The organism is Polynucleobacter sp. 31A-FELB (assembly GCF_018882405.1).
Taxonomy (GTDB): domain Bacteria; phylum Pseudomonadota; class Gammaproteobacteria; order Burkholderiales; family Burkholderiaceae; genus Polynucleobacter.
In genome coordinates this window covers 27,345-53,893 of the sequence record NZ_JACVOO010000005.1, presented here as the reverse complement: position 1 = coordinate 53,893, position 26,549 = coordinate 27,345, and the positions used below count along the sequence as shown (strand labels likewise).

Genomic DNA, 26,549 nt, shown 5'->3' with positions numbered 1-26,549 from the left:
CATTTTATGGCTCTTGGGACTCTTTCATCTGAGAGGAATAGAATTAGAAGCTTGAATACGTCTGATTGATGAGTGAACTGATGAGTAAACCAAGCAATAGCAGTAAAGAACAACAAATAGCGGATTTAAGAGCCGCCGCTCTCCACTATCACGAGTTTCCTGTTCCAGGAAAAATTGAAATTGCCCCAACAAAGCAGTTAACCAATCAGCGAGACCTCGCATTGGCTTACACGCCTGGTGTTGCTGCAGCTTGCGAAGAGATTGCTAAAGATCCTGCCAATGCATTCCGTTATACAGCGCGTGGCAATTTAGTTGGCGTGATTACTAACGGAACTGCGGTCTTGGGTTTAGGGAATATTGGACCATTGGCAAGTAAGCCGGTAATGGAAGGTAAAGCAGTTCTCTTTAAGAAATTTGCTGGCATTGATGTTTTCGATATCGAAGTGAATGAAAACGATCCAGATAAATTAGTTGAAATTATTGCTGCGCTTGAGCCGACTTTTGGCGGTATCAATTTAGAAGATATCAAGGCACCAGATTGTTTTGTGGTCGAGCGCAAGTTACAGGCTCGCATGAAGATCCCAGTCTTCCATGATGATCAACATGGAACTGCGATCGTGGTTGCTGCCGCAATTCTGAATGGCTTGAAAGTTGTTGGTAAAGATGTCGGTAATGTGAAGTTAGTTACTTCGGGTGCTGGTGCTGCCGCATTAGCTTGTTTGGATTTATTAGTTGATCTTGGTATTCCACGTAAAAATATTTGGGTTACTGACTTAGCTGGGGTTGCGTACAAGGGCCGTAAAGAGTTGATGGATCCTGAGAAGGAGCCGTTCTGCCAAGAGACAGAACTACGTACTCTAGATCAAGCAATTGAAGGCGCAGATATTTTCTTAGGTCTTTCTGCTGGTGGCGTACTGAAACAAGATATGGTTAAAAAGATGGCGCCTAAGCCATTGGTCTACGCCTTGGCAAATCCAACCCCAGAGATTCTTCCTGAAGAGGTAAAAGAAGTTCGCCCTGATGCCGTGATGGCAACTGGCCGTACTGATTATCCAAATCAAGTGAATAACGTGTTGTGCTTTCCATTCATCTTCCGTGGTGCATTAGACGTTGGTGCAACCACCATTACGCGTGGCATGGAAGTCGCTGCAGTCAAGGCTGTGGCGGAGTTGGCGCAAGCTGAACAGAGCGAAGTGGTGACCTCTGTGTACGGTATTGAGAACTTATCTTTTGGCCCAGAATATTTAATTCCGAAACCATTTGACCCGCGCCTTATTACTGTCATCGCACCTGCAGTTGCTAAGGCGGCGATGGATGATGGTGTTGCTCAACGTCCGATTAAAGACTTTGATGCTTACCGTAATCAGTTGCAACAATTTGTGTACCACTCAGGTACTTTGATGAAGCCACTATTTAGCATTGCTAAACGTGTGCCTGCTGCACAAAAACGCATCGTGTTTGCCGAAGGTGAAGATGAGCGCGTATTGCGTGCAGTACAAATCATTATTGATGAGCATTTAGCTACCCCGATTTTGATTGGTCGTCCAGCAGTGATCGAGCATCGCATTGAGAAGTTTGGTTTACGTATTAAATCAGGTGAAGACTTTGAGGTTGTGAATCCCGAGAATGATCCGCGCTATCGTGATTTCTGGCAAACCTATTTAGCCTTGACTGAACGTAAGGGTGTTACCGAATCTTTTGCCAAGTTAGAGATGCGTCGTCGCAATAGCTTGATTGGCTCAATCATGATTAGTAAAGGCATGGCTGACGGCATGATTTGCGGAACGGTTGGTAATTCAGCTACGCATTTAAAGTATGTCGACGAAGTAGTGGGTCGCGAGCCTGGTGCCAATGTTTATGGCGCAATGTCTGGATTGATTTTGCCGGGACGCCAAGTGTTTTTGCTAGACACCCATGTCAATATTGATCCGACTGCCGAGCAATTGGCTGAATTGACTTTGATGGCTGCAAGTGAAATGCGTAAATTAGGTTTAGCACCGAAGGTTGCACTCTTGTCCCATTCCAACTTTGGTTCAAGCAGCGCTCCTTCCGCAGTCAAAATGCGTGAAGTGTTGGCTTTGATTCAAAAAGCAGACCCAACTCTCGAGGTGGATGGTGAAATGCATGGCGATAGCGCTTTGGACGAAACCATTCGTGCCAGCGCGGTGACTTCATCTACTTTAAAAGGCGATGCCAACTTGTTAGTGTTGCCAAATATTGATGCTGCCAACATTTCCTACAACTTGCTAAAGACTGCTGCTGGTAACGGTATTGCAATCGGCCCATTGCTCTTAGGTGCTGCTAAGCCGATTCATATTCTGACGCCATCAGCCACTGTGCGTCGTATCGTCAATGTCACCACTTTGGCGGTAGTTGAGGCAGCAAGTAATGCTAGAGGCGTAGCTTAAGCTGTAAATGTAAGCTTTTATTTATGTTAGTTAGCAATAACTAACATAAATAATTATTATATAAATCAACAGTTTATATAAAATGCACTGTAATTGGGCTTGATTTGATGGCGTGTTAAGGGTAACCTAGCACCCATCATGAATAATCGCTCTGAAAACGGCACTACAGTAGGCTTCGACGAACACAGTCGAGCTGAAAGCTGGGATAGCAACGATCGACTTGAAGTAGAGTCATCCGCTGCCAACATCTATGCTGAGGGCGGTTTATCTCGTTTACAAACCTATGCAGCAAATCAAGTTTCGGGGAAAAAAGTGACAGCTTCTTGGCGTGCCGCTTTGGCCGTTCGCGATGCCGGACCGCCGGCAATGTTGCGCAGTGTGCGCCCTAATATCGTGCAATCTATTCGTGCTTTCCGCACTCCTGACCTTCAGGAGGCTGCTACTGAGCTTGGCCAACATTTCATTTATGCTAATTGTGCAAATGCGATGACTAAAGGTGAAGTGTTGGAGGCGATTGCGATTGCCTACACATTTACCAAGCAACAAGCGAAGAATTTCGATCCTTTGCTAGATGCTTTGACGACTACTGTTGATAAGTCTGGTCCACAGCCTGGTTTCGTAGTGGTGCTTGAAGGTCTGCCTTGTACACAGAAGTTTGACAAAGAAGCTCGCGAAACATTATTGGATGTGTTCCGTGATGCGGTTGATTTCTGGTCAGAGCGTCGCACACCTTATCGTGTGTTCTATTCATTCGCCTAATTGACTCAGCAGTAAATCAGCATAAATCGCCTCTATTTGAGGCGATTTTGCATTTCTGGGTCCCAAATACTGTGAACGGCAGTGATCGCCACAATTCCAGCGGTCTCAGTTCGCAATACTCGATCACCTAAAGAAACAATCTGATATCCAGCAGCCTGAGCTTGAGCCTCTTCTTCTGGAGAATGACCACCTTCGGGCCCAATCATCAAAATAACATCCTGCGGTGGACTTTCAATTAATACTGAATACAGGCTTTTGTCAGTATCTGGGCTTAAAAGTAGCTTAAGTGTGGCTTTTTGTGGCTTTTGTAGATAACTTTCAAAACTTTGAACGGGTTCTACAGAAGCTAAAACTGTGCGATCACATTGCTCACAGGCCGCCTGAACAATGCCCTCCCAGTGGAGGAGGCGCTTTTGCGCCCTCTCCGCATCACTAGAGCGAGTTAATTTAATGACTGAGCGCTCACACTGCAGTGGCGCAATGACTTGAGCGCCGGTCTCTATGGCCTTCTCGACGACCCAATCCATCTTGTCGCCACCAGCCAGGCCTTGTGCCAAGGTGATCGCATATGGGCTCTCACGATGGGTGTCTAGGTGAATGTCGCTCAGCTCAGCCTCGCCGGATTTATTGCTAATGGAAAGAAGCTTAGCCTTGGCAACCTGGCCTTTTCCATCAAAGATGGGGAAGAATTCACCAACCTGGATACGGCGGACGCGCAAGTGATGTGCGAGCTCAGGGGTGAGGGTATTTGGCTTTTGGATTTCCCATGGGCCGGGAAGATAAAATTGAGGCATTACTGAAATATAGCTAATTAATTTCCTAGAGACCCAATTTACGATGTCAAACCTTCAAATTCGTATGGCAAACGCCATTCGTGCTTTATCCATGGATGCAGTTCAACAAGCCAATTCTGGTCACCCTGGAATGCCAATGGGTATGGCCGATATTGCAGTTGGTCTTTGGAACGAGCATTTGCAACATAACCCAACTGATCCGCATTGGATGAATCGCGATCGCTTTGTTTTATCAAACGGTCACGGCTCGATGTTGTTGTATTCCTTACTGCATCTCACGGGTTACGACTTACCAATTGGCGAGCTGAAAAATTTCCGTCAGTTGCATAGCAAAACTCCTGGGCATCCTGAATATGGAATTACTCCTGGAGTAGAAACAACTACTGGTCCTTTGGGCCAGGGGATTTCAAACGCAGTGGGTATGGCGCTTGCTGAAAAATTATTAGCGCAAGAATTTAATCGCCCAGGTCACGATATTGTTGATCACTACACCTATGTATTTTTGGGTGATGGTTGTTTGATGGAGGGTATTAGTCATGAAGTGTGTTCATTGGCTGGCACACTCAAACTCAATAAATTGATTGCACTATGGGATGACAACGGTATCTCCATTGATGGCAAAGTGGTGTCTTGGTTTAACGAAGATACGCCTAAGCGTTTTGAGGCTTATGGCTGGAATGTTCTGCGCGATGTGGATGGTCATGATGCAGAGGCTATATCTAGTGCAATTGCTAAAGCCAAAAAGAGCGACAAGCCTACCTTGATCTGTTGCAAGACAGCGATTGGTCAAGGTTCGCCGAATATGGCTGGCAGCGATAAGGTGCATGGTTCCCCATTGGGCGCAGCAGAAATTGCAGCAACTCGTGTTGCCTTGAACTGGCCGTATGCCCCGTTTGAAATTCCGAAAGATATTTACGATGCTTGGGATTTCAAGAAACGTGGTCAAGCTGCTGAGCATGAGTGGAATAAAGAATTCCAGGCCTACAAAAATAAATATCCAGAGTTGGCCTCTGAATTACAGCGCCGTATGCAGGGCGACTTATCTAAAGATTTCTCTAAAACTTTAGATGCTTATTTAAAAACTTGCGAAACCAAAGCGGAAACCATTGCTACTCGCAAGGCAAGTCAAAATGCCATCGAGGCATTAGCTCCTGCATTACCAGAATTCATGGGCGGCTCTGCCGACTTAACGGGCTCTAATTTAACCAACTGGTCTTCATGTAAAGCTGTACGTGGTGACCAATGGGGTAACCACATTAATTACGGTGTGCGCGAATTTGGTATGAGCGCCATCATGAATGGCATCGCTTTGCATGGCGGCTATATTCCATTTGGTGGAACATTCCTAACTTTCTCTGATTACAGCCGCAACGCATTGCGCATGGCTGCATTAATGAAGTTGCGCAGCATCTTTGTCTTTACGCATGACTCTATTGGCTTGGGTGAAGATGGCCCAACTCACCAATCTGTTGAGCACGTAGCAAGCTTGCGCCTCATTCCGAATTTGATGGTTTGGCGTCCATGTGACACCACTGAGAGTGCGGTTGCATGGGGCGCTGCGATTGAACGTAAGCATGGCCCAAGCGCCTTGATCTTCAGTCGTCAAAACTGCCCATTTGTGTCGCGCAATAGCCAGCAAGTAAAAGATATTGCACGCGGTGGATATATTTTGCGTGACCCTAAGAAATCCAAAATCGATGCAGTGATTATTGCTACAGGATCTGAGATTGCTTTGGCCTTACAAACTGCAGAGCGTTTAGAAGGTGAAGGTTTTGGAATTCGTGTGGTGTCAATTCCATCAACTACCGTGTTCGATCAACAAGATGCTACTTACAAAGCAAAAGTCTTGCCGGCCGACATTCCGCGCATTGCTGTTGAAGCAGGTGTGACTGATTTCTGGTGGAAGTATGGTTGTGCAGCAGTACACGGTGTTGATACTTTTGGTGAATCAGCTCCAGCACCTGTGCTCTATGAATATTTTGGTTTAACAGTCGATCAGATTGCTAAAACTGTGAAGCAATGCATCGCAAAGAAATAGAACAGACAAGAAGCAAGGTATTTATTTAGGAATTCAAAATTAGTAAGGGGAATGGAATGACAATTCGTGTCGCAATTAACGGTTATGGTCGTATTGGTCGCATGGTCTTACGTGCTTTGTATGAAGATCAAGTCAATGGCAAGCCAAGACGTGATATCAAAATCGTCGCAATTAACGCGATGGGTGATATCGATATCAATGCACATCTGACGCAATATGATTCTGCGCACGGCCGTTTTCCTGCTGAAGTAAAAGTGGATGGCGATTGCATGGTGGTGAACGGCGATCGCATCAAGATGTTCTCTACCCGCAATCCTTTAGAAACCCCTTGGGGTGAATTGGGTGTGGACTTGGTGCTCGAGTGCTCAGGCAAATTCACTTCAAAAGAAAAAGCCATGGTGCATATTGCTCAGGGCGCGAAGAAAGTGCTGATTTCCGCTCCGGGTGAAAAGGATGTGGATGCCACAATCGTTTACGGTGTGAATCAGCAAGTTCTCAAACCAAGCGATGTCGTGGTTTCTAACGCAAGTTGTACAACTAACTGTCTAGCACCTTTGGTTAAGCCATTACTAGAAAAGATTGGTATCGAGTCTGGTTTGATGACCACGATTCATGCGTTTACAAATGATCAGGTTCTGACTGACGTGTATCACAAGGATATGCGCCGTGCGCGTTCTGCTGTGACCAGCATGATCCCAACCAAGACTGGCGCTGCAAAAGCGGTTGGCTTAGTATTGCCAGCTTTAGCAGGACGCTTTGACGGTTTTGCAATGCGCGTGCCTGTCATTAACGTTTCTGTTGTGGACTTAACCTTTGCTGCCAGCCGCGCTACCAGCGTGGACGAAGTGAACTCTATCCTCAAAACAGCGAGTGAAGGTGAATTGAAGGGTATTTTGGGTTTCAATACCTTGCCTTTGGTTTCCATCGACTTCAATCACGATCCACGCCCAAGTATTTACGATGCTTCCCAGACTCGCGTATCAGCAGATGGCAAGTTGGTCAAAGTCTTGGCTTGGTACGACAACGAGTGGGGCTATTCAGTCCAAATGCTCAATGCTGCTGAAGCATTGATGGCTGTAAAGTAAGAAATTGATGAGGTTTTAAGGTTAAAAGCGCTTAACATCTTGTTTTATATGTAAAAAAGACCTCAATTGAGGTCTTTTGTCATTATTTGTGCTTATCTTCCTAGATTAGGACTTTGGCTTATTCAGACAATTCTTCTTTTGACAGTGGCCATACATCGCTAAAGAGTGCTCTTGGAGCTTAAAACCGAGGTTTTTGGCAATATCGCGTTGCCTTTTCTCAATTGCCTCATCGACAAACTCCTCCACGTGGCCGCAATCCAGGCAAACCAAGTGGTCGTGGTGCTGTCCTTCATTGAGCTCATAAATAGCCCTGCTGTCGCCTTTACTAGACTCAAAATGACTGCGGAGCAAGAGCCCTGCTTGTTCAAACTGGGTGAGTACCCGGTATACCGTGGCCAAGCCAATTTCTTTGTCATCCTTGGCCAAGGCCATAAAGACGTCTTCGGCGCTAAAGTGCGTGCCACCATTTTGATGAAAAAAGTCCAGGATTTTCATGCGTGGACCGGTCGCCTTGAGGCCAATGTCGCGTAAATCTGCTGGAGTCGGGTTTTGGTTCATATTCATGGGTTTGGGAGCTAAAATCAATGTCTTAATGATACGGCCTGCCATGCAAAATTGCCCTCAACTTTTTACTCGTCTATTGAACTCCATTTTTGGGGTTTTTGGCCTCGCTCGGTCTGGGTTAGTTATTGCCGCTGTTAGTTCGGTGATGATCGTTACCGGCTGTACTAGCGCCGTAGATGAAACCCAGCGCGCCTGGATGAATAAAGTCTTTAGACCTTACGTCCCTGATGTGGTGCAGGGAAACTTTATTTCTAGTGAGCAATACGCCAAGCTGCAAGTAGGTCAGAGTCGCGAACAAGTTCGTCAAATTTTGGGAACACCTTTACTGGCTAGTTATTTCCACGCCAATCGTTGGGACTATGTTTTTGAATTCAAGCGTTCTGGTCAGGTGATGGGTAAAGAGCGTCGCGTCACCGTGTTTTTTGAAGGCGATAAATTAGTTAAGTTCCAAGGCGATGCCTTGCCAACTGAAGTGGAGTTGGTTGCCGAGATTGATGGCTATGCAAAAACTAAGCGTTCATTCTGGGATGTCATGACGGGCTCGAACAAGCCTCCAGTAACTGCGCCTTTGCAGCAGCCAGAGTTGCTGGTGCCTAGCCCAACCAATAATTTGCCCGCTGGGGCGCCTGTGCCTGCGGCTCCCGCTAGTAGTTCCTTTTGGGACTTTTTTAGTTTTTCAAAAGAATCACCAGATGCCCAGCCTGATCCTCAACCCTTGGGTCCTGGCGCTCTCAATGTTCCGCAGGCTAGTGAAGCAAAGTAAAGATAAAGTTGTGTTGATGTCGAGCGGCTTTTTCGACAACCTTGAATAAGAAACGAAGATACAAATGATGAAAATCGCAATTGCTGGTGCAACCGGCCGCATGGGAAAAATGTTGATCGAGGCCGTACTCAATTTCTCGGATGCTGAGTTGGTTGGTGCCTTAGAGCATGAGTCTTGCCCGCTATTAGGTGAAGATGCTGGTGCGTTCTTGGGTAAAAAAACTGGCGTATCCATTACATCGGATATTGCTAAGGCCTTGAGTGGCGCTGAATTCTTAATTGACTTCACTCGACCAGAAGGCACGATGGCCCATTTAGCTGTAGCGCAAAAGACCGGCAGCAAAATGATTATCGGAACCACTGGTCTGAGTCCAGAACAAATCGATAGCCTGAAGAAAGCATCCGCAAATTTAGCCATCGTGTTTGCTCCAAACATGAGTGTGGGCGTGAATGCCACATTCAAATTATTAGAAATTGCTGCCAAGATGTTGAACGAAGGTTACGACATTGAAATCATTGAAGCCCACCATCGCCATAAGGTCGATGCTCCATCAGGCACCGCACTGCGAATGGGTGAAGTGATTGCGGATGCGCTTGGTGAAAAATTAGACGATGTTGCTGTGTATGCCCGCGAAGGTCATACCGGCGAGCGTAAAGCCGGTTCGATAGGTTTTGCCACTATTCGTGGTGGAGATATTGTGGGCGATCACACCGTCTTATTTGCAGGTGAGGGTGAGCGCATTGAGATTAGCCACAAGTCTTCGAGCCGCCAGTCTTATGCGCAAGGTTCATTGCGCGCTGCACGTTTCTTGCAGACTCAGAATTCCGGCTTGTATGACATGCAAGATGTTCTTGGCCTGCGTAAATCAGTTTAGTAAAACAGAGTAGAAGAAAAGAGTTGTATTGAATGAGCAAGGATTACGATCACCGCAGTATTGAAGCTGCAGCACGTGCTGATTGGGAAAGTGCGCAAGCTTACAAGGTAGCCGAGAACGCGGTTGATGCTTCCGGTAAGCCAAGACCAAAATACTATGCTTGCTCCATGTTGCCTTACCCATCAGGTAAGTTGCATATGGGCCATGTCCGTAACTACACCATCAATGATGTGATGGCACGACAGCTGCGCATGCAGGGCTATAACGTCTTGATGCCAATGGGTTGGGACGCTTTTGGTATGCCTGCTGAAAATGCAGCGATTCAGAATAAAGTGCCACCGGCTAAATGGACCTACGACAACATTGCTTATATGAAAAAGCAAATGGCAGCGATGGGTCTCGCAATTGATTGGTCGCGCGAAGTTGCTACTTGTAGCCCTGATTACTATCGCTGGAACCAATGGCTCTTTTTGAAGATGCTTGAAAAGGGTATTGCTTATCGCAAGACTCAAGTCGTGAATTGGGATCCAATCGATCAAACCGTATTGGCAAATGAGCAGGTGATTGATGGGCGCGGATGGCGCTCCGGCGCTTTGGTAGAAAAACGTGAGATTCCAGGTTATTACTTCAATATCACTGCCTATGCTGAGCAATTGCTTTCAGGTTTAGATGGTTTAGGTTGGCCTGAGCGTGTGAAGACTATGCAGCAAAACTGGATTGGTAAAAGTCGTGGTGTACGTTTTGCGTTCAAGCATGAGATCCAAGACGCACATGGCAATTTTGTTCAAGATGGTCAGTTGTATGTATTTACAACGCGTGCCGACACCATCATGGGAGTTACTTTCTGTGCAGTCGCTGCAGAGCATCCATTAGCAATATTGGCGGCCACCAATAATCCTGAGCTATCTGTATTTATTGAGAAATGCAAAACGGGTAGCGTGATTGAAGCTGACCTAGCTACCCAAGAAAAAGAGGGTATGTTCACTGGTTTGTATGTGACACATCCGCTGACTAATGAACCTGTGCCAGTTTGGGTTGGTAACTATGTACTGATGTCGTATGGTGATGGCGCTGTCATGGGTGTACCTGCGCATGATGAGCGTGACTTTGCGTTTGCACTTAAATATGACTTGCCGATTAAGCAGGTGATTGCTTTGCGCACTCCATCAGACATGTTCAACACTAGCCATTGGCAAGATTGGTATGCTCAAAAAGATGATGTTGTTTGCTTAAACAGCGGCAAATACGATGGCTTATCGCATGAAGAGGCGGTTGATGCGGTAGCTCAAGATTTGGCAAAGATGGGTATTGGTGAAATCAAAACCACTTACCGTTTGCGCGATTGGGGTATCTCTCGTCAGCGTTATTGGGGAACACCAATTCCGATTATTCACTGTGGCGATGAGCAGAACCCAGGTTGTGGCGCTGTGCCAGTTCCTGAAGCAGATTTACCAGTAGTGTTACCTGAAGATTGCGTTCCAGATGGCAGCGGCAATCCGCTCAATAAGCGTGCAGACTTCCTGAATGTGAAGTGTCCAAAATGTGGCAAGGCCGCTCGTCGCGAGACTGACACCATGGATACCTTCGTGGATTCTTCTTGGTACTTCATGCGTTATACCGGTTCAGATGCGAAGACCATGGTCGATGCGCGTAACGAATACTGGATGCCAATGGATCAGTACATTGGCGGTATTGAGCATGCGATTTTGCATCTGCTCTATGCGCGCTTCTGGACTAAGGTCATGCGCGATCTGAACCTTATTACTTTTGATGAGCCATTCCAAAACTTGCTGACGCAAGGCATGGTGCTCAATGAGACTTATTACTCTGAAGAAGCATCAGGCAAAAAGACTTGGTTAAATCCTTTAGATGTAGAGCTCGAGCTAGATGAAAAGGGCCGTCCTCAAAGCGCCAAGCTAAAAGGCGATACTTCTGGCACACCAGTCATTATTGGTGGCGTTGAGAAGATGTCTAAGAGTAAAAACAATGGCGTTGATCCCCAGGCATTGATTGATCAATATGGTGCGGATACTGCGCGTTTATTTGTGATGTTTGCTGCTCCTCCTGAGCAGCAGCTCGAGTGGTCTAGTGCCGGCGTAGAAGGTGCCTCACGTTTCTTGCGCCGCGTATGGATGTATTCCAGCAGTCAGGCTGATGCAATCCGTGTTGCCAGTGAAGCGTTGCCAAGCGATTTGAATGATGCAGAAAAAGAATTGCGTCGTGAAGTACATACTATTCTGAAGCAGGCGAATTTTGATTATCAGCGTCGCCAGTACAACACCGTAGTTTCTGCGGCAATGAAGATGTTGAACGTCTTAGAACCCGTGAAATTAGGTGATAAGACTGCAGTACGACCTGCAGTATTGCGTGAGTGTTTAAGTATTTTGATTCGGGTGCTTTACCCAGTTGTGCCTCACTTGACGCATGCCCTCTGGAATGAGATTGGTTGCGATCAATCTTTTGGCACTCTATTGGATGCGCCATGGCCTGTAGTAGATGAAGCTGCGCTGATTCAAACTGAATTGACCATCATGTTGCAAATCAATGGCAAGTTGCGTGGTGATATCCGTGTGCCTGCGGATGCCACCAAAGAGCAAATTGAGGCTTTGGCATTACAAAGCGAGCCTGCCGTGAAAGCATTAAATGGCGGAGCCCCTAAAAAGGTGATTGTGGTGCCGGGTCGCTTAATTAATATTGTTGCTTAGATCGTTGCAAATTACTTTGAATAGAAACTAAACACATGCGCGTAAATCACCTTCGACGTACCATGCTTGGGTTTCTGGCCTTGGCTCCTGTCAGTGGTTTGATCGCCTGCGGCTATCGCGTGCGTGGCATGGTTGATTTGCCATTTAAGGTTATCGCAATTACCGGCAACCCATCGCCACCATTACGAGCTGATTTGCAAACAGCTATCTTGACCGGCACCGATGCAAAGGTCGCAATTAATCCTAAAGATGCAGATCTCATCTTGGAAATCACTAACGATGTGAATGGTCGTGAGATCTTGGCCTATAACTCAAATGGCCAAGTTTCTGCCTATCGCTTAAACATTCGCGTTGGATTTAGAGCTTATGACAATGCTGGGGCTGATGTCGTGCCTGAAGCTGAAATCTACATGACTCGAGATATGGACTTCTCGGTATCCACTGTTTTGGCGACTGATGTCCAAATGCAGCAGTTTTTGACTCAGATGCGTAAAGATCTTGCGATACAGATTCTGCGTCGTGTTTCTGCATCTGGTAGAGCGCCACAGGCTAAAAGCTTTTAAAGAATGACGAGCAAATCGCATGGTTAAGAGCGATGCCTTGCAGGTTCATTTGAAGTCACTTAATTCAGCGGCTTCTTTAAAGCCGCTCTACATATTTAGTGGTGATGAGCCCCTCCTCATGATGGAGGCGATGGATCAGCTGCGCGCTACTGCGAAAAAAATGGGTTACACCGATCGTGAAGTCTTATTGCAAGAGCGTGGGTTTGATTGGAGCGCTTTACTAAGTGCCGGCCAAACCATGTCTTTGTTTGGAGACAAGCGCTGGGTAGAGTTACGTATACCAACAGGTAAGCCTGGCCGTGATGGTGCGGACGCACTCAAGCAGTTCTCCGCTCAAATCGAGTCTCAGCCACTAGGACCCGAAGGACCAGACACTATTTTTTGCATCATCTTGCCCAAATTAGATGGCAAGACCAAGACCTCTGCCTGGTTTAGCGCTTTAGATGAAGTGGGCATGGCTATTCAATTGGATTCCCTCGACAGAAGCCAATTGCCACAATGGATTGCAGGACGACTCAAGAAGCAAGGGCAAGAAGTGCAGTCAGGTCCAGATGGGCAGCGCGCCTTAGCTTTCATTGCTGAGCAGGTAGAGGGCAACCTTATTGCTGCTCATCAAGAGATTCAGAAGTTAGGTTTGTTGCATCCTACTGGCGTACTGACGGAAGAGCAAATTCGGTCAGCCATTTTGAAGGTGGCTCGCTATAACGTCTTTGAATTAACTGAAGCGATGTTGGCTGGCGATCTGCCACGTCTTAATCGCATGTTAGATGGCCTCAAAGGTGAGGGTGAGCCGTTGGTCTTGATTCTGTGGAGCGTAACCGAAGAGCTTCGGATACTATCGAAACTGAAGGCGGCGAGTGATGCAGGAGAGTCGGTTCAGAATTTAATGCGTGCCAATCGCATCTGGGGCAATAAAGAGCGTTTATATCCTATGGCTCTAAAACGGGTGCAGCCTTTGAAATTGCGCAGAGCGATGCAGGTGGCTGCAGACTTAGATCGTCAGGCCAAAGGATTGCATGCGGCGGAATTGCCAGCAGATCCTTGGGATGGCTTGCGTTTGGTGGGTAACTTATTGCGCTAGATAGATCTAGGGCGAAGATTGAAGTTGAGATAAAACAATATTAATTTAGACATAGCAAAGATATGAGCAATTCAAAAAATACTATTGGGCAAATGATGCAAGATATTGGCCGACGTGCTCGTCAGGCCTCACGCGCAATGGCGCGGGCATCTAGCGAACAGAAAAATAAGGCCTTATTGCATATTGCAAAGTTGGTTCGTGAACGTTCTGAAGAAATTTTTCGAGTGAATGCGCTCGATGTTGCTCGAGCAAAAACCAATGGCCAAGATGCTGCATTTATTGACCGACTCACTATGACTCCGAAAACAATTGAGTCCATGGCCTTGGGTTTGGAACAAATTGTTTCTCTCGAAGATCCGATTGGCAAAATAACGCCATTGCAAAAACAGGCTTCCGGTATCGAGCTTGGTCAAATGCGAGTGCCATTAGGTGTGATTGGCATTATTTATGAGTCACGCCCTAACGTCACGATTGATGCGGCAGCGCTATGTCTTAAATCTGGTAATGCCGTCATTTTGCGCGGTGGCTCAGAAGCGATTGACTCAAATGCTTTATTGGCGCAATTGATTCAAGAAGGTTTGGATGCTGCTAATTTACCGATGGATGCAGTGCAGGTTGTGACAACTACAGATCGCGCTGCTGTTGGTGAAATGATCACCATGACTGAATATATTGATGTGATCGTGCCACGCGGTGGCAAGAGTTTAATTGCCCGCTTGATGGCGGAGGCACGCGTACCGATGATTAAGCATTTGGATGGCATCTGCCATACCTATATTGATGCTGATGCAGATATCGCGATGGCGATTAAGGTTTGCGATAACGCCAAGACCCAACGTTATGCACCTTGCAATGCGATGGAAACGCTCCTGGTCAACAAAACTATTGCGCCGCAAGTGTTGCCAGCTCTTTGTAAGATTTACCAAGATAAGGGTGTTGAGTTGCGCGTTGATGAGGAAACCCGAAACACGCTTGAGGCTGTGGGATTCAAAAATCTAGTTAATGCAGTTGAAGAAGATTGGCAAACAGAATATTTGGCACCAATTTTGTCGATTAAGACTGTTGCCGATATGGATGAGGCAATGGGCCATATCGAGCAATACGGCAGCAAACATACCGATGCCATCATTACGAATAATCAAGCACAAGCAAATCGCTTTTTACGAGAAGTCGATAGTGCTAGCGTGATGGTCAATGCCAGCACCCGTTTTGCAGATGGCTTTGAATATGGACTTGGTGCTGAGATTGGCATTTCCAATGACAAATTACATGCCCGTGGCCCTGTGGGCTTAGATGGCCTTACTTCTCTCAAATACATCGTCATGGGTCATGGCGAAATTCGCATTTAAATGCGTACTTAATCAATCCTGATTAAAGAACGATAAAAAATACAGAACGGAAACTATTCATTATGGGCAACGCATATTTATGGACTAAGACTTTTCACATTGTCTTGATTGCCTCTTGGTTCGCAGGCTTGTTTTACCTCCCACGCATCTTTGTAAATCTAGCCGATGAAAAAAATCCTGAAGTGTATGCACGTCTTCTTGGGATGGCTGATCGCCTCTTTCGTTTCATGACAATTTTGGCAGTACCGGCCGTCTTATTGGGTTTAACCCTTTGGTTGCATTTCAAGATTGGCGCCGGTGAGGTTTGGATGCATGCCAAGATGTTCTTTGTCATCCTAGTCATTGGTTATCACCATGCATGCTGGAGTTTGCTGAAGAAGTTTCGTAATGGTGTTAATACCCGTTCGGGAGTTTGGTTCCGTTGGTTTAACGAAGTGCCTGTCATTCTCCTGTTAGTAGTGACGGCCTTGGTAGTGATTAAGCCGTAACGCTGACCCCCAACCAACTATTTGTTTATTCTTATTTTTTACTTCACCCTTTTTAGATTGCTAGCCTCATGAGATTTTTTGTTGTTTGTCCTGGTGGACTGGAAGTGCCTCTTGCACAAGAGCTAGCAAGCATTGCACAACGCCCTGACTGTAAGGCTTTGGGCGCTTGGGTGATTGATCCTACGCCTACCAGTCCAACTGGTGGGGTTGGCTTAGCAGCACCTATTTCCGCTGCAATGGCCTTGAACCTGCATTCACGTATTGCAAGCCGAGTCTTATTGCAAATGGCGGAATCGCCATATCGCCAGGAAGAGGACTTATATAAGCTTGCTAGCGGCTTGGCTTGGGAGGAGTGGTTTTCTTCTAAACAAACTCTGCGCGTTGATGTCACAGCGCATCGCTCCCCGCTTAAGAGTTTGAATTTCGCAACTCTGAAGATCAAGGATGCGATTGTGGATCGTCTGCGCGATGTGACTGGCGATCGCCCAAGTATTGACACTGCGTTCCCGGATGTGCGAGTGCAAGCCCATCTAACTGCAACGCATGCCACTATCTATTTGGATACTTCTGGCGAAGCTTTATTTAAACGTGGTTGGCGCGATGAAAAAGGTGATGCACCTTTAAAAGAAAATCTCGCAGCTGGAATTTTGTCGATTACCGGCTGGAAACCAGCTCAAACTCTATTTGATCCGATGTGCGGTAGTGGAACCTTTTTAATTGAAGCTGCGCAGATGGCTTTGGCTATTCCTCCAGGAGCGATTCGAGCTGGGATGTATGGCGATGATGCTAAGCCAAGCCGCTTGGCTTATCGTCCATTGGTAACCTCTGCTCATGGCTTTGGGTTTCAAAGACTGAAACCCTTTAACGAAGCTGCGGAACAAAAGCGCTGGGGCTCCCTGAAGGATGCTGCACACGCCGAAATGATGGAAAAGCGCAAACAGTTCCCAGATTCAGAATCTTTAGGCATTAGCGGTGGCGATATTAATGAGCGCCTAGTGGCGATGTTTAAAGGTAATTGGCAGCGTGCTCAATTGCCTGGCTTGCCAGTAACTCGTCAGATTGACGCTTTGGCCAGTAAGCCACCAGCAAATGCTAATGAAGGTGTCATGCTCTTGAATCCTCCATATGGTGAGCGCTTAGTAATCAAGGGTGGAAGAGGTCAGGATCGCACTACGGGCGGTGATATGGAGCGCGACTCCTATGAGCAAGCCGAAGAGCCAGAAGACCGCTATGCATTTAATTTAGAAACTGGCCGTCAGAGTGCCAAACGCTCTAGCCGCGAGTCTCTTAAAAAGTTACAAGCTCAAGAAGAGCAAGATCCAAAATTTGTCGAGTTCTTAAGGCAATTTGGTCAGCACCTCAAGGATGCTTTTGGTGGTTGGAATGTCTTTGTACTCACGGCAGACATGGCATTGCCAGGTCAATTGCGCATTAAGGAGTCCAAGCGCACCCCTTTATTTAATGGTCCGCTGGAATGTAGATTATTTAAGTTTGAGATGCATCAAAAGCGCGATGCAGCAGCAGATTTAAAATAAAAAATATTGACAAGGAAGACGGCTATGGAATTCAAAACATACATGTGTTTAATTTGCGGCTGGGTTTATGACGAAGCTGCTGGTCTACCAGAGGAAGGTATTGCGCCGGGCACGCTTTGGAAAGATGTGCCTATGAACTGGACTTGTCCTGAGTGCGGTGCACGCAAAGAAGACTTTGAAATGATGGCGATCTAATCGTTCTAAATCAATTAATTACTAAAAATACTTTAGCGAAAGCAGGGCAGCATCTTGGGACAGAACGACATCTTATTTGAACGTGCGCAACAAACGATTCCTGGTGGAGTTAACTCTCCAGTGCGCGCTTTTCGTCAAGTGGGTGGTACACCACGCTTTGTTGCCAAGGCTAAAGGCCCTTATTTCTGGGATGCTGAAGGCACCCGTTATATTGATTTGATTATGTCTTGGGGCCCCATGATTGCGGGCCATGCGAATCCAGAAGTAGTTGAGGCAGTAAAGCATGCCGCAGAAACTAGCTTTAGCTACGGCGCCCCTACCGAGGGTGAAATTGAGTTAGCAGAACGTATTTGCCAGCTTGTTCCTAGTATTGAGCAAGTGCGTATGGTATCGAGTGGAACCGAAGCCACTATGAGCGCTCTGCGTCTTGCACGTGGCTATACTGGCCGTGACCTCATCATCAAGTTCGAAGGCTGTTATCACGGGCATGCAGATAGTTTGTTGGTGAAAGCAGGCTCTGGCCTCCTGACCTTTGCGGACTCTACTCAAAATGCACCATCTTCTGGTGGTGTGCCACACGATCTCGTGAAACATACTTTGGTATTGCCATACAACGATGTGGCAGCACTGAAGGAAGTATTTGCTAAGCAGGGAGATCAGGTTGCGGCACTCATTATTGAGCCGATTGCCGGCAATATGAATCTGATTAAACCCTCAAAAGAATTTTTAACAACACTACGTCAATTGACTAGCCAGCATGGCAGCGTATTAATTTACGACGAAGTGATGACTGGCTTTAGGGTTGCTTTAGGTGGAGCTCAATCTCTACAAGGTATTACTCCTGACCTTACCTGTCTTGGCAAGGTCATGGGCGGCGGCATGCCGATGGCTGCCTTTGGCGGTAAAAAAGAAATTATGTCCAAGCTTGCACCCCTGGGCAATGTTTATCAAGCTGGCACTTTGTCTGGTAACCCAGTGGCTGTAGCTGCAGGCTTAAAGACATTAGAGATTATTTCTAGAGAAGGTTTCTATGAGTGTCTGACTGGCCAAACTGAAAAACTGATGGCAGGTTTAAAGCTCGCTGCCGATGAAGCGGGTGTGCCGTTCGCTGTGGATAGCGTTGGCGGTATGTTCGGCTTCTATTTTGCGAATGAAGTCCCAACTTCTTTTGAAGCGGTGACTAAAACCGATATCGAAGCGTTCAAGAAATTCTTCCATTTGATGCTCGATCAAGGAGTGTACTTAGCACCATCAGCATATGAGGCTGGATTTACCTCTATTGCTCATGATAATTCCGTGCTTGATGAAATCATCGCCGCAGCAAAAACTGCATTTAAAAAGTTATAAAAGGCGATAGTCCGAATTACATTCTGAGTGGGTGGTCATAACCGTCCACTTGAATGATTTCCAGGCCCTTACTGGGTTTGCCGGATTCGGGAATTTCCATAGCGGTGAGTTTGCCGCCCCAGACGCAGCCTGTATCAAGCCCAATGACATTTCCTTGCTGGAGGAGTCCCAAGGTTGACCAATGCCCAAAGTAAATCAGAGAGTCTTTTGTTTTTCTCTTGGGAGTTTTGAACCAGGGGATGTAGCCCTTGGGCCCATCCTCAAAACCTTCCTTGCTCTCAAACTCCATGATGCCGGTGGGAGTACAAAAACGAATACGGGTTAGTGCATTGGTAATGACGCGTAAACGCGCATACCCTTTTAGGGAATTACTCCACTTATTTGGAGTGTTGCCATACATATTCGCTAAAAAATCTTTATAGGATTTTTTGCGAAGTACTTTCTCTACTTCTTGTGCGCACTCAATCGTTTGTTGCAAATCCCATTGAGGTACGACGCCTGCATGGACAGTCAATACCTTGCCATTACTTAATGCCATCGGTCGATGGCGTAACCAATGGATTAATTCAGCCCTATCAGGTGCATCTAGGATGGGTTGAGCAGTATCAAGCCCCTTGGTTTTACGAATGCCCGCATCTACTGCGAGCAAATGTAGGTCATGATTTCCGAGAATGCATTCAATACGCTTTTCTTCTTGCAATTGCTTTAAATAGCGTAGGGTGCCTAATGAATCAGGACCTCGATTCACAAGATCACCCAAAAAAATCATCTTAGATTGAGTTGGGAGTTTTTTGACGAGCGCCTTTAAGGATGGTGCGCACCCTTGAATATCACCGACGGCGTAGATCTTGCTCATGCCCTATCTTAAATCGGAAAGTGCCAGAGTCTTCAATAAGTTATTCGGATGCAGATTCTGGACTGACTTTTTTAACTACGCTATATCGCACTAAGGTCTTTTTGCGTGCCTCATCATGATTAACAACTGGCAGGGGATAGTCGCGTCCTAAAAGAATACCGGCAGCCTCTAGTTCAATGTGACCGGCTTCCCAGGGTGCATGAATGGATTTCTTGGAAAGCTTATCTAGTTGGGGTAAGTAGCGACGGATAAATTTTCCTTCGGGATCAAACTTTTGGGATTGGGTGATTGGGTTGAAGATGCGGAAGTAGGGTTGCGCATCGCATCCTGAAGAGGAGGCCCATTGCCATCCACCATTGTTGGAAGATAGCTCAAAGTCATTGAGGTGTTTTGCGAAATACATTTCACCCCAGCGCCAATCAATTCCTAAGTCTTTAGTAAGAAAGCTGGCAACCACCATGCGTAAGCGGTTATGCATATAACCACTTTGGTTGAGTTGGCACATGGCAGCATCTACTAATGGGTAACCCGTTTTGCCATCACACCAAGCTTTAAATAATTTCTTAGCCGCGGCGCCGGTTTCCCACTCGATATTGTCGTAGTCTGGTTTGAAGGCTGCGCCCTCAGCGAGGCGTGGATGATTAGCAAGAATCATGAAATAAAAATCACGCCAGATCAGCTCACTTAACCAGATTGTTGCACCCATACTGCCAGCAAGCATACGGCGATGTGCTTCGCGTACCAAACCTCGTATCGATAGCATGCCAAAGCGCAAGTGTGTGGACAAATAGCTCACACCTTTGATGGCAGGGAAGTCTCGACCGATTTGGTATTGATCGATGCGGTGTAGGAAGTCTTCTAAGAAACTTTGGCCACCCTCTGATCCTGGTGGAAGGTAGGCTTCAATCCCGGTTGGGCGAAAGCCCATGGATTCTAGAGAGGGGAAGGGTGTCAGCAGTGATTTGGGGATGGTACCTAACTGACCCTTTTTAGGATCGCAGTCATAGGCTGTAATATCTTTTTCTTGTAGCGTCTTGAGCCAATTATTTTTATAAGGCGTAAAGATGGAGAATACGGTATTGGAGTTAGTGAGAATTTCTTTTTTCTCAAAAATCACTTGATCTTTAAAAGTCTCAAAACTAATACCAAGTTTCTCTAGTGAGCTTGCCACTGACGCATCGCGGGTTATGGCCGAGGGCTCATAGTCATGATTGGTATAAACGGTATTAACACCCAAAGTCTCGGCTATCTTCGGAATACACGTGGTGGGCTTGCCGTACTGAATAACCAGTCCGCCACCTTGTTTGCGTAATTGCTCGTCGATCTGCTCAAGACCTTGCCAAATAAAGTCTACGCGCCGATCATGCTTCAGACCGCTTGCATCTAGATCTTCAGACTTCAGTGGATCCAGGATGTCGGTATCGAAGATAAATACTAGCCAAACTTGGCTATTATTTTTCAAGGCGTAATGAAGGGCGACGTTGTCATAGAGACGCAGGTCGCGACGGAGCCAAACGAGAGCTTTTTGCATAGGCAACATCTTATGGCTTATTGTCTAAAAGTGCTTGAATATGTAGGAATTTCTGTAAAATAAAACCTTATATGAACATGGCTAAAAAAGCCCCTACGGGTCAAGCTGCAGCATCTACCCAAACTTCCCAAGCTTCTGCTACTGGGCCATCAATTGCTTATTTTGCTGATCATTTAGCAAATCAATTCCTCATTGCCATGCCCGGGATGGTTGATCCCAACTTTGCAGGTTCAGTTATCTACCTTTTTGAGCATACCGAGCGTGGTGCAATGGGCTTGGTGATTAATCGGCCGACCGAGCTTGATATGGGTGCCTTATTTGAAAAAATTGAGGTCAAGCTGGAGGCTGAGCCAGTATCTGAGCAACTGGTCTATTTTGGTGGCCCAGTGCAAATTGAGCGTGGTTTTGTCTTGCACGAGCCCACAACTGGGGTGACTTACAGCTCTTCCTTGGCCATTCCAGGAGGGTTGACCATGACAACATCTAAGGATGTGCTTGAGGCTGTGGCGACAGGTGCTGGACCTAGTAAATTCTTAATGACCTTGGGTTATGCGGGTTGGAGTGCCGGCCAGCTTGAAGAGGAGATTACCCTCAATGACTGGATCAATGTCCCCCTATCCCAGCAGCAAATGATTGAGATTATTTTTGATACCCCCTCTAGCCAGCGCTATGAGAGGACCATGAGTCTTTTAGGTTTTGATCCATCCCATCTTTTTGGCGAGGCGGGGCATGCCTGACGGCATCGGGATGAGTGCGGAGTTGACGGTCATGGCTTTTGACTTCGGAACGCGGCGTATTGGAGTCGCTGTTGGCAATACTCTGACCAAAGCTGGTCAGCCTTTGAGGATTATTGAGGAGCCATCTGAGGATGTGCGATTTAAGGTTATTCAAACCCTCATCAAAGAGTGGCAACCAAATCAGTTAGTGGTGGGGCTGCCGTGTCATCCTGATGGTACTGAGCATGAGATGAGTGCAAAGGCTCGTCGCTTTGGTAATCAGTTGCACGGGCGCTTTCATTTACCCGTAGAGTGGGTGGATGAGCGCTATACCTCGGCTGTTTTAGAGGGTGATCCAGATATGCGAGACAATTTGGATGCCGAGTCTGCGGTCTTGATTTTGGAGCAGTATTTTCTTGAGAAGAATTGGATTAGTTGAGATGAATGCAGAGCAGTCCTATTTGAAATTACTAGAGACTTTGAGTCAGCGTAAAAAGGCGGGCGATTCATTTGAGTTGGCCGGTCTTGCAATGGGCGGGGCTTGGATTGCAGAGCGTTTAGCTGCAGATTTAAATTTTTCCCACTTTGGCGTAATTAATGTGGCATTTCATCGAGATGACTATGCGGAGAAAGGTATGACAGCACTTCGTACTGCCAGCACGATGTCAACCCATCTTCCTTTTGAGGTCAATGGCGCTAATGTGATTTTGATTGATGATGTTTTGCTGACTGGCCGCACGGTTCGTGCAGCACTAAATGAGTTATTTGATTTTGGTAGGCCTGCTCAGGTAGAGCTGATGGTTTTAGCGGATCGTGAGAATCGTGAGTTGCCGATCTCAGCAGATTTTGTGGGAGCGCAAGTGAGTGTTCCAGAGAATCAAATTTTAGTTTTAGAAAAGGATGGCGCTGGCAAGTTCAGCTTTCAATTAGAGGGGCGTGCAGAATGAGCGGCACTCATAATTCAATCATTGCTCCAGTCAATCAATTTAATGCCGCTGGTGAGTTAACCCATCTGTTGACTTTGGAAGGTTTGCCAAAAGAACAGATTTTGCATATTTTGGATACTGCGCAACAATTTGTCAGTGTGACGGATCCTGCTCGAGAAGTGAAAAAAGTACCTCTATTGCGCGGCAAGAGTGTATTCAATCTGTTCTTCGAAAACTCTACGCGCACTCGCACTACTTTCGAGATTGCTGCTAAGCGTTTATCGGCTGATGTGATTAATTTAGACATCTCTACATCTTCAACTGCAAAAGGCGAAAGTCTTTTGGATACCATTGATAACTTAGTGGCGATGCAGGCAGATATTTTTGTAGTGCGTCATAGCGTTTCTAGAGCACCCATTGAGATCGCTCAACATATTCCTGCACACGTCCACGTAGTGAATGCTGGTGATGGTAGTCACCAGCATCCGACTCAAGGCTTGCTGGATATGTATACGATGCGCCACTTTAAGAAAGATTTCAGTGGTCTGAAGGTGGCAATTGTAGGTGACATTGTGCATAGTCGAGTTGCTAAATCGAATATTTGCGCCTTGAGAACTTTGGGCTGTACGGATATTCGTGCGATTGGCCCTGAGAGTCTCTTGCCTGGAGATTTAGATATGCTGGGTGTGAAGGTATTCCACAGCATGGGGGAGGGGCTTAAAGGGGTTGATGTTGTGATGACCTTGCGAATTCAGAAAGAGCGCATGGAGGCTGGTCAGGTACCTGAGGGTGATGCTTTCTTCAAGCAGTATGGCTTAACGCCCGCTCGCTTGGCCTTGGCTAAGAACGATGCCATCGTGATGCATCCAGGCCCCATGAACCGTGGTGTAGAAATCGATTCTATAGTTGCGGATGGCCCCCAATCTGTCATTCTCAACCAGGTCACATTTGGAATCGCCGTTCGCATGGCTGTGATGTCAATAGTTGCTGGTAATTAGTCGTTATTTCCTAATGCAAAAAAAGAACTGGTTAATTCTGTCGCATGGTTTCAATATGGATGGCCGTGCTGCCAGCCAAACCATTACCGATAAGATTCCCTACTTGCTAGACGCTGGTATTGAGCCTCACGTATTTAGTGCCATCACTGGAATCAAGGATGCTCGATTTTCTCATCAGCAATTTTTGGCTTGGGGTCCAGCCGCTTTCCGATTTGATTTTCGACACTGGGTCGCTAATCAGTATGGCCGAGGAATCTTTTATAAGATTTCCACGGGTTTAGTTTCTTTGCTGCTAGCCCCCTTTATTGCATTAGAGAAATTTTTTCTGGGTTATTCAAGTCAATGGTCTTGGGCGATGCCGGCATATGTTCACGGATTAAAGTTAATTGAGAGTGGAAAAATTAATTTTATTTATTCCACTGGTGGCGCTTGGTCTGCTCATTTAGCTGGTTTATGGTTAAAGAAAAAAACAGGCTTGCCTTGGATTGCGGAGATTCATGATCCTTTGGTGATTCGAAGAAATCCAAATGATCCGGGATTTGATAAGCCCAAAAACCGCGATGCTCAATTCCGTCACTATCTTGAAAAGAAAATCTGTAAATATGCTGATTTAGTTTGGTGGTTTACGGATGGGGCTTTGCATTTTGCCAAGGTGCGCAACCCCAATCTCAATACCAGTGGGAATGCCCAGGGTTTTGTAGTCCTTCCAGGTGCAGAGCCGCCTGGAGGTTTAACTACAACCCAGTCTCATCAATATAAGGATAAGTTAAATTTTTGCCATTTTGGTTCTTTGGCAAGCGATCGCTCTCTATCAATCATTTTAAAGGCTTTATTGCCTTTATTGAGTAAATATCCCGAAGCTAGAGATTGCATACGGGTTCATGCCTACGGTGCGCCCCTCGATTCTTTGAGTGTTGCAGCGATTCAAAAGTGGGGTTTTGAAGATATTTTATTGGCGCATGGGCGCCTAGAGAAAGACCCTCAAACTGGAAAATCCGGAAGGGAGCGGGTTGTAGAAAAGATGCAATCAGCAGATGTTCTGATTCTCTTGCATGGCAATGATGAGTGGTGCGCTGAATATATCCCCTCCAAGTTCTATGAATATCTTTGGACCGGTCGTCCAATTTGGGGTATTACTCATCGCAACCCTCAGTTGGATGCAATGCTACTTGAGCGTGGAGCTTACCTTAGTAATGAAGGGGATGAGGAAGGAATTTCTATGGCGCTCGAGCGAATTTGGCTGGATTGGCAAGGCAAAAAACTTACTGAGCCTAGGGGTGATCCTATTGGAGTAGATCAAGCTGTTCATCAGATTTTGGCAGTCATTACTAGCAAGTTTGAGGGGGTCCATTGAAAGACTTTGTTCTTTATTGCAAGTCTTATCGTAATGACTTTCTGAGGCTTAAGAGACTGCTCTCTTCAGTTAATCAATATAACTTAGAGCACATCCCTTTTTATATTTCCACTCCTGTGGCCGATCGAGCAAGTCTTGTCAGCACTTTAGGTGGGGAAGTTGGATATATATGGGTTGCGGATGAGGATATTGTTGCAGCAAATCCTCGTGCCAGTGCCGAGAAGTATCAATCTACGCCTGGCGGCCTTTCTCAGGCGATTGTGAAATCTGAATTTTGGCGACTTGGAATCTCCGAGAGTTACTTATGCTTGGACTCCGATTGCGTATTTATTCGCCCTTTTAGTAAAACAGATTTCTTATCTTCTGAGTCGATTCCTTATACGGTTCTTCATCAGAACAAGGAATACTTTCAATTGGCCATGAATCGCGGTGAAGCGAAGGTTGCTCAAAATTTACGTGCAGAAGCGCATAGGGTGCAGACCTTATTTAGGCGCGATGGACCTGAATTTTATTGTGCCCCAGCCCCATTTATTTGGTCGGCAAAAGTCTGGGAGTCGCTTGATAAAGAGTATCTTCAGCCTCGCGGCATGACGCTTTGGGATTTGGTTAGTCCCGAATATCCTGAAACTTTGATTTATGGAGAGGCTCTCTTAAAGTACCGAGCTATTCCGATAATTGCAATTGAACCCTTGTTTAGGGTGTATCACTATGATTGGCAGTACTTCTTAATGAAGCGTCTTGGAGAGACAGAGGAAAAGCTTGCCAACAATTACCTGGGCGTCCTCTATCAATCTAATTGGGAGCCTCATCTTCATTTTGGGGAGGGGACTAAGTCTTGGGCATCTAGGACTCTCAAGGCCTTGAAGCGTTTCTTCCGTTATTTGCAGAGTTATATCTAATGTCAGATATTCAGCTATTGGTTATTTCATTGGCAGGCTCAGATCAGCGCCAAAAAAAGGTTAGATCTGAGCTTGATAAAACTAAATTCACTTGGCATTTTTTGGATGCTGTTAGAGGGTCTGCATTAGAAAGACCTCCTGTCGAGTACAAGGCAGACAAAGTAAAGAGCTTACTGGGGTTTGAGTTAACCCCAAACGAATTGGGTTGTTTCTTATCGCATAAAAAAGCATGGCAAGCATGCGTTGATAAGAATGTGATTACCATCATCTTTGAGGATGATTTCTATCTACTACCGCACTTTGAAAAAGTAGTGCACTTTTTATCCAGTAATTTAAAAATTTGGGATGCTGTGAGGTTGCAGGGTCTGAGCAATGTTCCGCAAGAATTAATTCGAGATGCTGGAGAATTTAGTCTCGTCAGAAATCTAGGGGATGCGGTAGGCGCCACTGCTTACATTATTAAGCCTCATGTTGCGAGACAATTGATTGAATCCTCAGGCGATATCTACGAGCCGTTAGATCATTTTCTAGAGCATTATCAAAAGCATCAATTGACGTTCTTGGCGATTAACCCCTATCCAGTCGATATTACTGGAGTGGAAACTACTATTGCTGATCGCCCTGGCAGGCGGCCAATCAAAGGCTTTGCCAAGAATCGGAGATCTATTTTGCGTGCGCTTGACCGTTGGTTTTCAAAAAACCCCTGGTTTCCTAAATAGCC

Annotated in this window: 25 protein-coding genes; 21 read left to right on the top strand and 4 right to left on the bottom strand. The window is 46.2% G+C overall.

Annotation, left to right across the window (positions count from 1 at the left end; genetic code table 11):
* Positions 1-68: 68 nt before the first annotated feature.
* Both ICN30_RS04655 and ICN30_RS04650 read left to right on the top strand, forming a co-directional pair.
* Entirely contained in the window at positions 69-2,408 is a 2,340-nt protein-coding gene (locus ICN30_RS04655) for an NADP-dependent malic enzyme (RefSeq protein ID WP_255533104.1), read from the top strand.
* A 138-nt stretch (positions 2,409-2,546) separates the two neighbouring features.
* The gene (locus tag ICN30_RS04650) at positions 2,547-3,167 is read left to right on the top strand and encodes a barstar family protein (protein ID WP_216273578.1); all 621 of its coding nucleotides are present in this window, start codon (positions 2,547-2,549) and stop codon (positions 3,165-3,167) included.
* 32 nt (positions 3,168-3,199) lie between these two features.
* Here ICN30_RS04650 and ICN30_RS04645 read toward each other — a convergent pair whose 3' ends face one another.
* Positions 3,200-3,961 (bottom strand): 16S rRNA (uracil(1498)-N(3))-methyltransferase, encoded by a 762-nt coding sequence (locus ICN30_RS04645; RefSeq protein ID WP_216273576.1) that lies wholly within the window; start codon positions 3,959-3,961, stop codon positions 3,200-3,202.
* Positions 3,962-4,004: 43 nt separating this feature from the next.
* Here ICN30_RS04645 and tkt point away from each other — a divergent pair, with 43 nt between their 5' ends.
* Together tkt and gap are read left to right on the top strand one after the other, a co-directional pair.
* Positions 4,005-5,999, top strand: a complete 1,995-nt coding sequence (tkt, locus tag ICN30_RS04640; protein WP_223146608.1) for a transketolase — start codon at positions 4,005-4,007, stop codon at positions 5,997-5,999.
* 56 nt (positions 6,000-6,055) lie between these two features.
* Complete coding sequence (gene gap, locus ICN30_RS04635; RefSeq protein WP_216273574.1) at positions 6,056-7,084, top strand: type I glyceraldehyde-3-phosphate dehydrogenase; 1,029 nt, start codon at positions 6,056-6,058, stop codon at positions 7,082-7,084.
* 105 nt (positions 7,085-7,189) lie between these two features.
* Here gap and fur read toward each other — a convergent pair whose 3' ends face one another.
* Positions 7,190-7,648 (bottom strand): ferric iron uptake transcriptional regulator, encoded by a 459-nt coding sequence (gene fur, locus ICN30_RS04630; protein WP_216273716.1) that lies wholly within the window; start codon positions 7,646-7,648, stop codon positions 7,190-7,192.
* A gap of 43 nt (positions 7,649-7,691) precedes the next feature.
* Between fur and ICN30_RS04625 the strand changes: the two genes are divergently transcribed.
* The 10 genes from ICN30_RS04625 (at position 7,692) to hemL (ending at position 18,548) form a co-directional block, all read left to right on the top strand.
* Positions 7,692-8,411: an outer membrane protein assembly factor BamE gene (locus tag ICN30_RS04625; protein ID WP_216273572.1), complete on the top strand. Its 720-nt coding sequence runs from the start codon at positions 7,692-7,694 to the stop codon at positions 8,409-8,411.
* Between the two features lie 67 nt (positions 8,412-8,478).
* Entirely contained in the window at positions 8,479-9,285 is an 807-nt protein-coding gene (dapB, locus tag ICN30_RS04620; RefSeq protein ID WP_216273714.1) for a 4-hydroxy-tetrahydrodipicolinate reductase, read from the top strand.
* Between the two features lie 32 nt (positions 9,286-9,317).
* Positions 9,318-11,990, top strand: a complete 2,673-nt coding sequence (leuS, locus tag ICN30_RS04615) for a leucine--tRNA ligase (protein WP_216273570.1) — start codon at positions 9,318-9,320, stop codon at positions 11,988-11,990.
* 35 nt (positions 11,991-12,025) lie between these two features.
* A complete protein-coding gene (gene lptE, locus ICN30_RS04610) occupies positions 12,026-12,553 on the top strand; it encodes an LPS assembly lipoprotein LptE (RefSeq protein WP_216273568.1) in 528 nt (175 codons plus the stop codon).
* Between the two features lie 19 nt (positions 12,554-12,572).
* Positions 12,573-13,634, top strand: coding sequence for a DNA polymerase III subunit delta (gene holA, locus ICN30_RS04605; RefSeq protein WP_216273566.1), 1,062 nt, complete (start codon positions 12,573-12,575; stop codon positions 13,632-13,634).
* 62 nt (positions 13,635-13,696) lie between these two features.
* Complete coding sequence (locus ICN30_RS04600) at positions 13,697-14,983, top strand: glutamate-5-semialdehyde dehydrogenase (protein WP_216273564.1); 1,287 nt, start codon at positions 13,697-13,699, stop codon at positions 14,981-14,983.
* Between the two features lie 62 nt (positions 14,984-15,045).
* A complete protein-coding gene (locus ICN30_RS04595; RefSeq protein ID WP_216273562.1) occupies positions 15,046-15,471 on the top strand; it encodes a CopD family protein in 426 nt (141 codons plus the stop codon).
* Between the two features lie 68 nt (positions 15,472-15,539).
* The gene (locus ICN30_RS04590; protein WP_216273560.1) at positions 15,540-17,006 is read left to right on the top strand and encodes a class I SAM-dependent RNA methyltransferase; all 1,467 of its coding nucleotides are present in this window, start codon (positions 15,540-15,542) and stop codon (positions 17,004-17,006) included.
* 24 nt (positions 17,007-17,030) lie between these two features.
* Positions 17,031-17,201 (top strand): rubredoxin, encoded by a 171-nt coding sequence (locus ICN30_RS04585; RefSeq protein WP_011902084.1) that lies wholly within the window; start codon positions 17,031-17,033, stop codon positions 17,199-17,201.
* A 54-nt stretch (positions 17,202-17,255) separates the two neighbouring features.
* The gene (gene hemL / locus ICN30_RS04580) at positions 17,256-18,548 is read left to right on the top strand and encodes a glutamate-1-semialdehyde 2,1-aminomutase (RefSeq protein ID WP_216273558.1); all 1,293 of its coding nucleotides are present in this window, start codon (positions 17,256-17,258) and stop codon (positions 18,546-18,548) included.
* Positions 18,549-18,564: 16 nt separating this feature from the next.
* Here hemL and ICN30_RS04575 read toward each other — a convergent pair whose 3' ends face one another.
* Together ICN30_RS04575 and ICN30_RS04570 are read right to left on the bottom strand one after the other, a co-directional pair.
* Positions 18,565-19,404 (bottom strand): symmetrical bis(5'-nucleosyl)-tetraphosphatase, encoded by an 840-nt coding sequence (locus ICN30_RS04575; RefSeq protein WP_216273557.1) that lies wholly within the window; start codon positions 19,402-19,404, stop codon positions 18,565-18,567.
* Positions 19,405-19,444: 40 nt separating this feature from the next.
* Positions 19,445-20,935 carry a deoxyribodipyrimidine photo-lyase gene (locus ICN30_RS04570; RefSeq protein ID WP_216273555.1) on the bottom strand — a complete coding sequence of 497 codons (1,491 nt, stop codon included), beginning with the start codon at positions 20,933-20,935 and terminating at the stop codon, positions 19,445-19,447.
* A gap of 197 nt (positions 20,936-21,132) precedes the next feature.
* On the opposite strand from ICN30_RS04570, the gene ICN30_RS04565 reads away from it, so the two are divergent.
* The 7 genes from ICN30_RS04565 to ICN30_RS04535 are packed head-to-tail and all read left to right on the top strand — an operon-like array spanning position 21,133 to position 26,547.
* Positions 21,133-21,672, top strand: coding sequence for a YqgE/AlgH family protein (locus ICN30_RS04565; protein ID WP_255533112.1), 540 nt, complete (start codon positions 21,133-21,135; stop codon positions 21,670-21,672).
* Positions 21,665-22,090 carry a Holliday junction resolvase RuvX gene (gene ruvX, locus ICN30_RS04560; protein WP_255533102.1) on the top strand — a complete coding sequence of 142 codons (426 nt, stop codon included), beginning with the start codon at positions 21,665-21,667 and terminating at the stop codon, positions 22,088-22,090. The genes ICN30_RS04565 and ruvX overlap by 8 nt, the downstream gene beginning before the upstream one ends.
* 1 nt (position 22,091) lies before the next feature.
* On the top strand, positions 22,092-22,598 hold the full coding sequence (gene pyrR / locus ICN30_RS04555) for a bifunctional pyr operon transcriptional regulator/uracil phosphoribosyltransferase PyrR (protein WP_216273712.1): 507 nt from the start codon (positions 22,092-22,094) through the stop codon (positions 22,596-22,598).
* On the top strand, positions 22,595-23,575 hold the full coding sequence (locus tag ICN30_RS04550) for an aspartate carbamoyltransferase catalytic subunit (RefSeq protein ID WP_216273554.1): 981 nt from the start codon (positions 22,595-22,597) through the stop codon (positions 23,573-23,575). The genes pyrR and ICN30_RS04550 overlap by 4 nt, the downstream gene beginning before the upstream one ends.
* A gap of 13 nt (positions 23,576-23,588) precedes the next feature.
* Positions 23,589-24,929 carry a hypothetical protein gene (locus tag ICN30_RS04545; protein WP_216273551.1) on the top strand — a complete coding sequence of 447 codons (1,341 nt, stop codon included), beginning with the start codon at positions 23,589-23,591 and terminating at the stop codon, positions 24,927-24,929.
* Complete coding sequence (locus ICN30_RS04540) at positions 24,926-25,828, top strand: DUF6492 family protein (protein ID WP_216273549.1); 903 nt, start codon at positions 24,926-24,928, stop codon at positions 25,826-25,828. Before ICN30_RS04545 ends, ICN30_RS04540 begins: the two co-directional genes overlap by 4 nt.
* Positions 25,828-26,547: a glycosyltransferase family 25 protein gene (locus tag ICN30_RS04535; RefSeq protein ID WP_216273546.1), complete on the top strand. Its 720-nt coding sequence runs from the start codon at positions 25,828-25,830 to the stop codon at positions 26,545-26,547. The genes ICN30_RS04540 and ICN30_RS04535 overlap by 1 nt, the downstream gene beginning before the upstream one ends.
* Positions 26,548-26,549 lie beyond the last annotated feature (2 nt).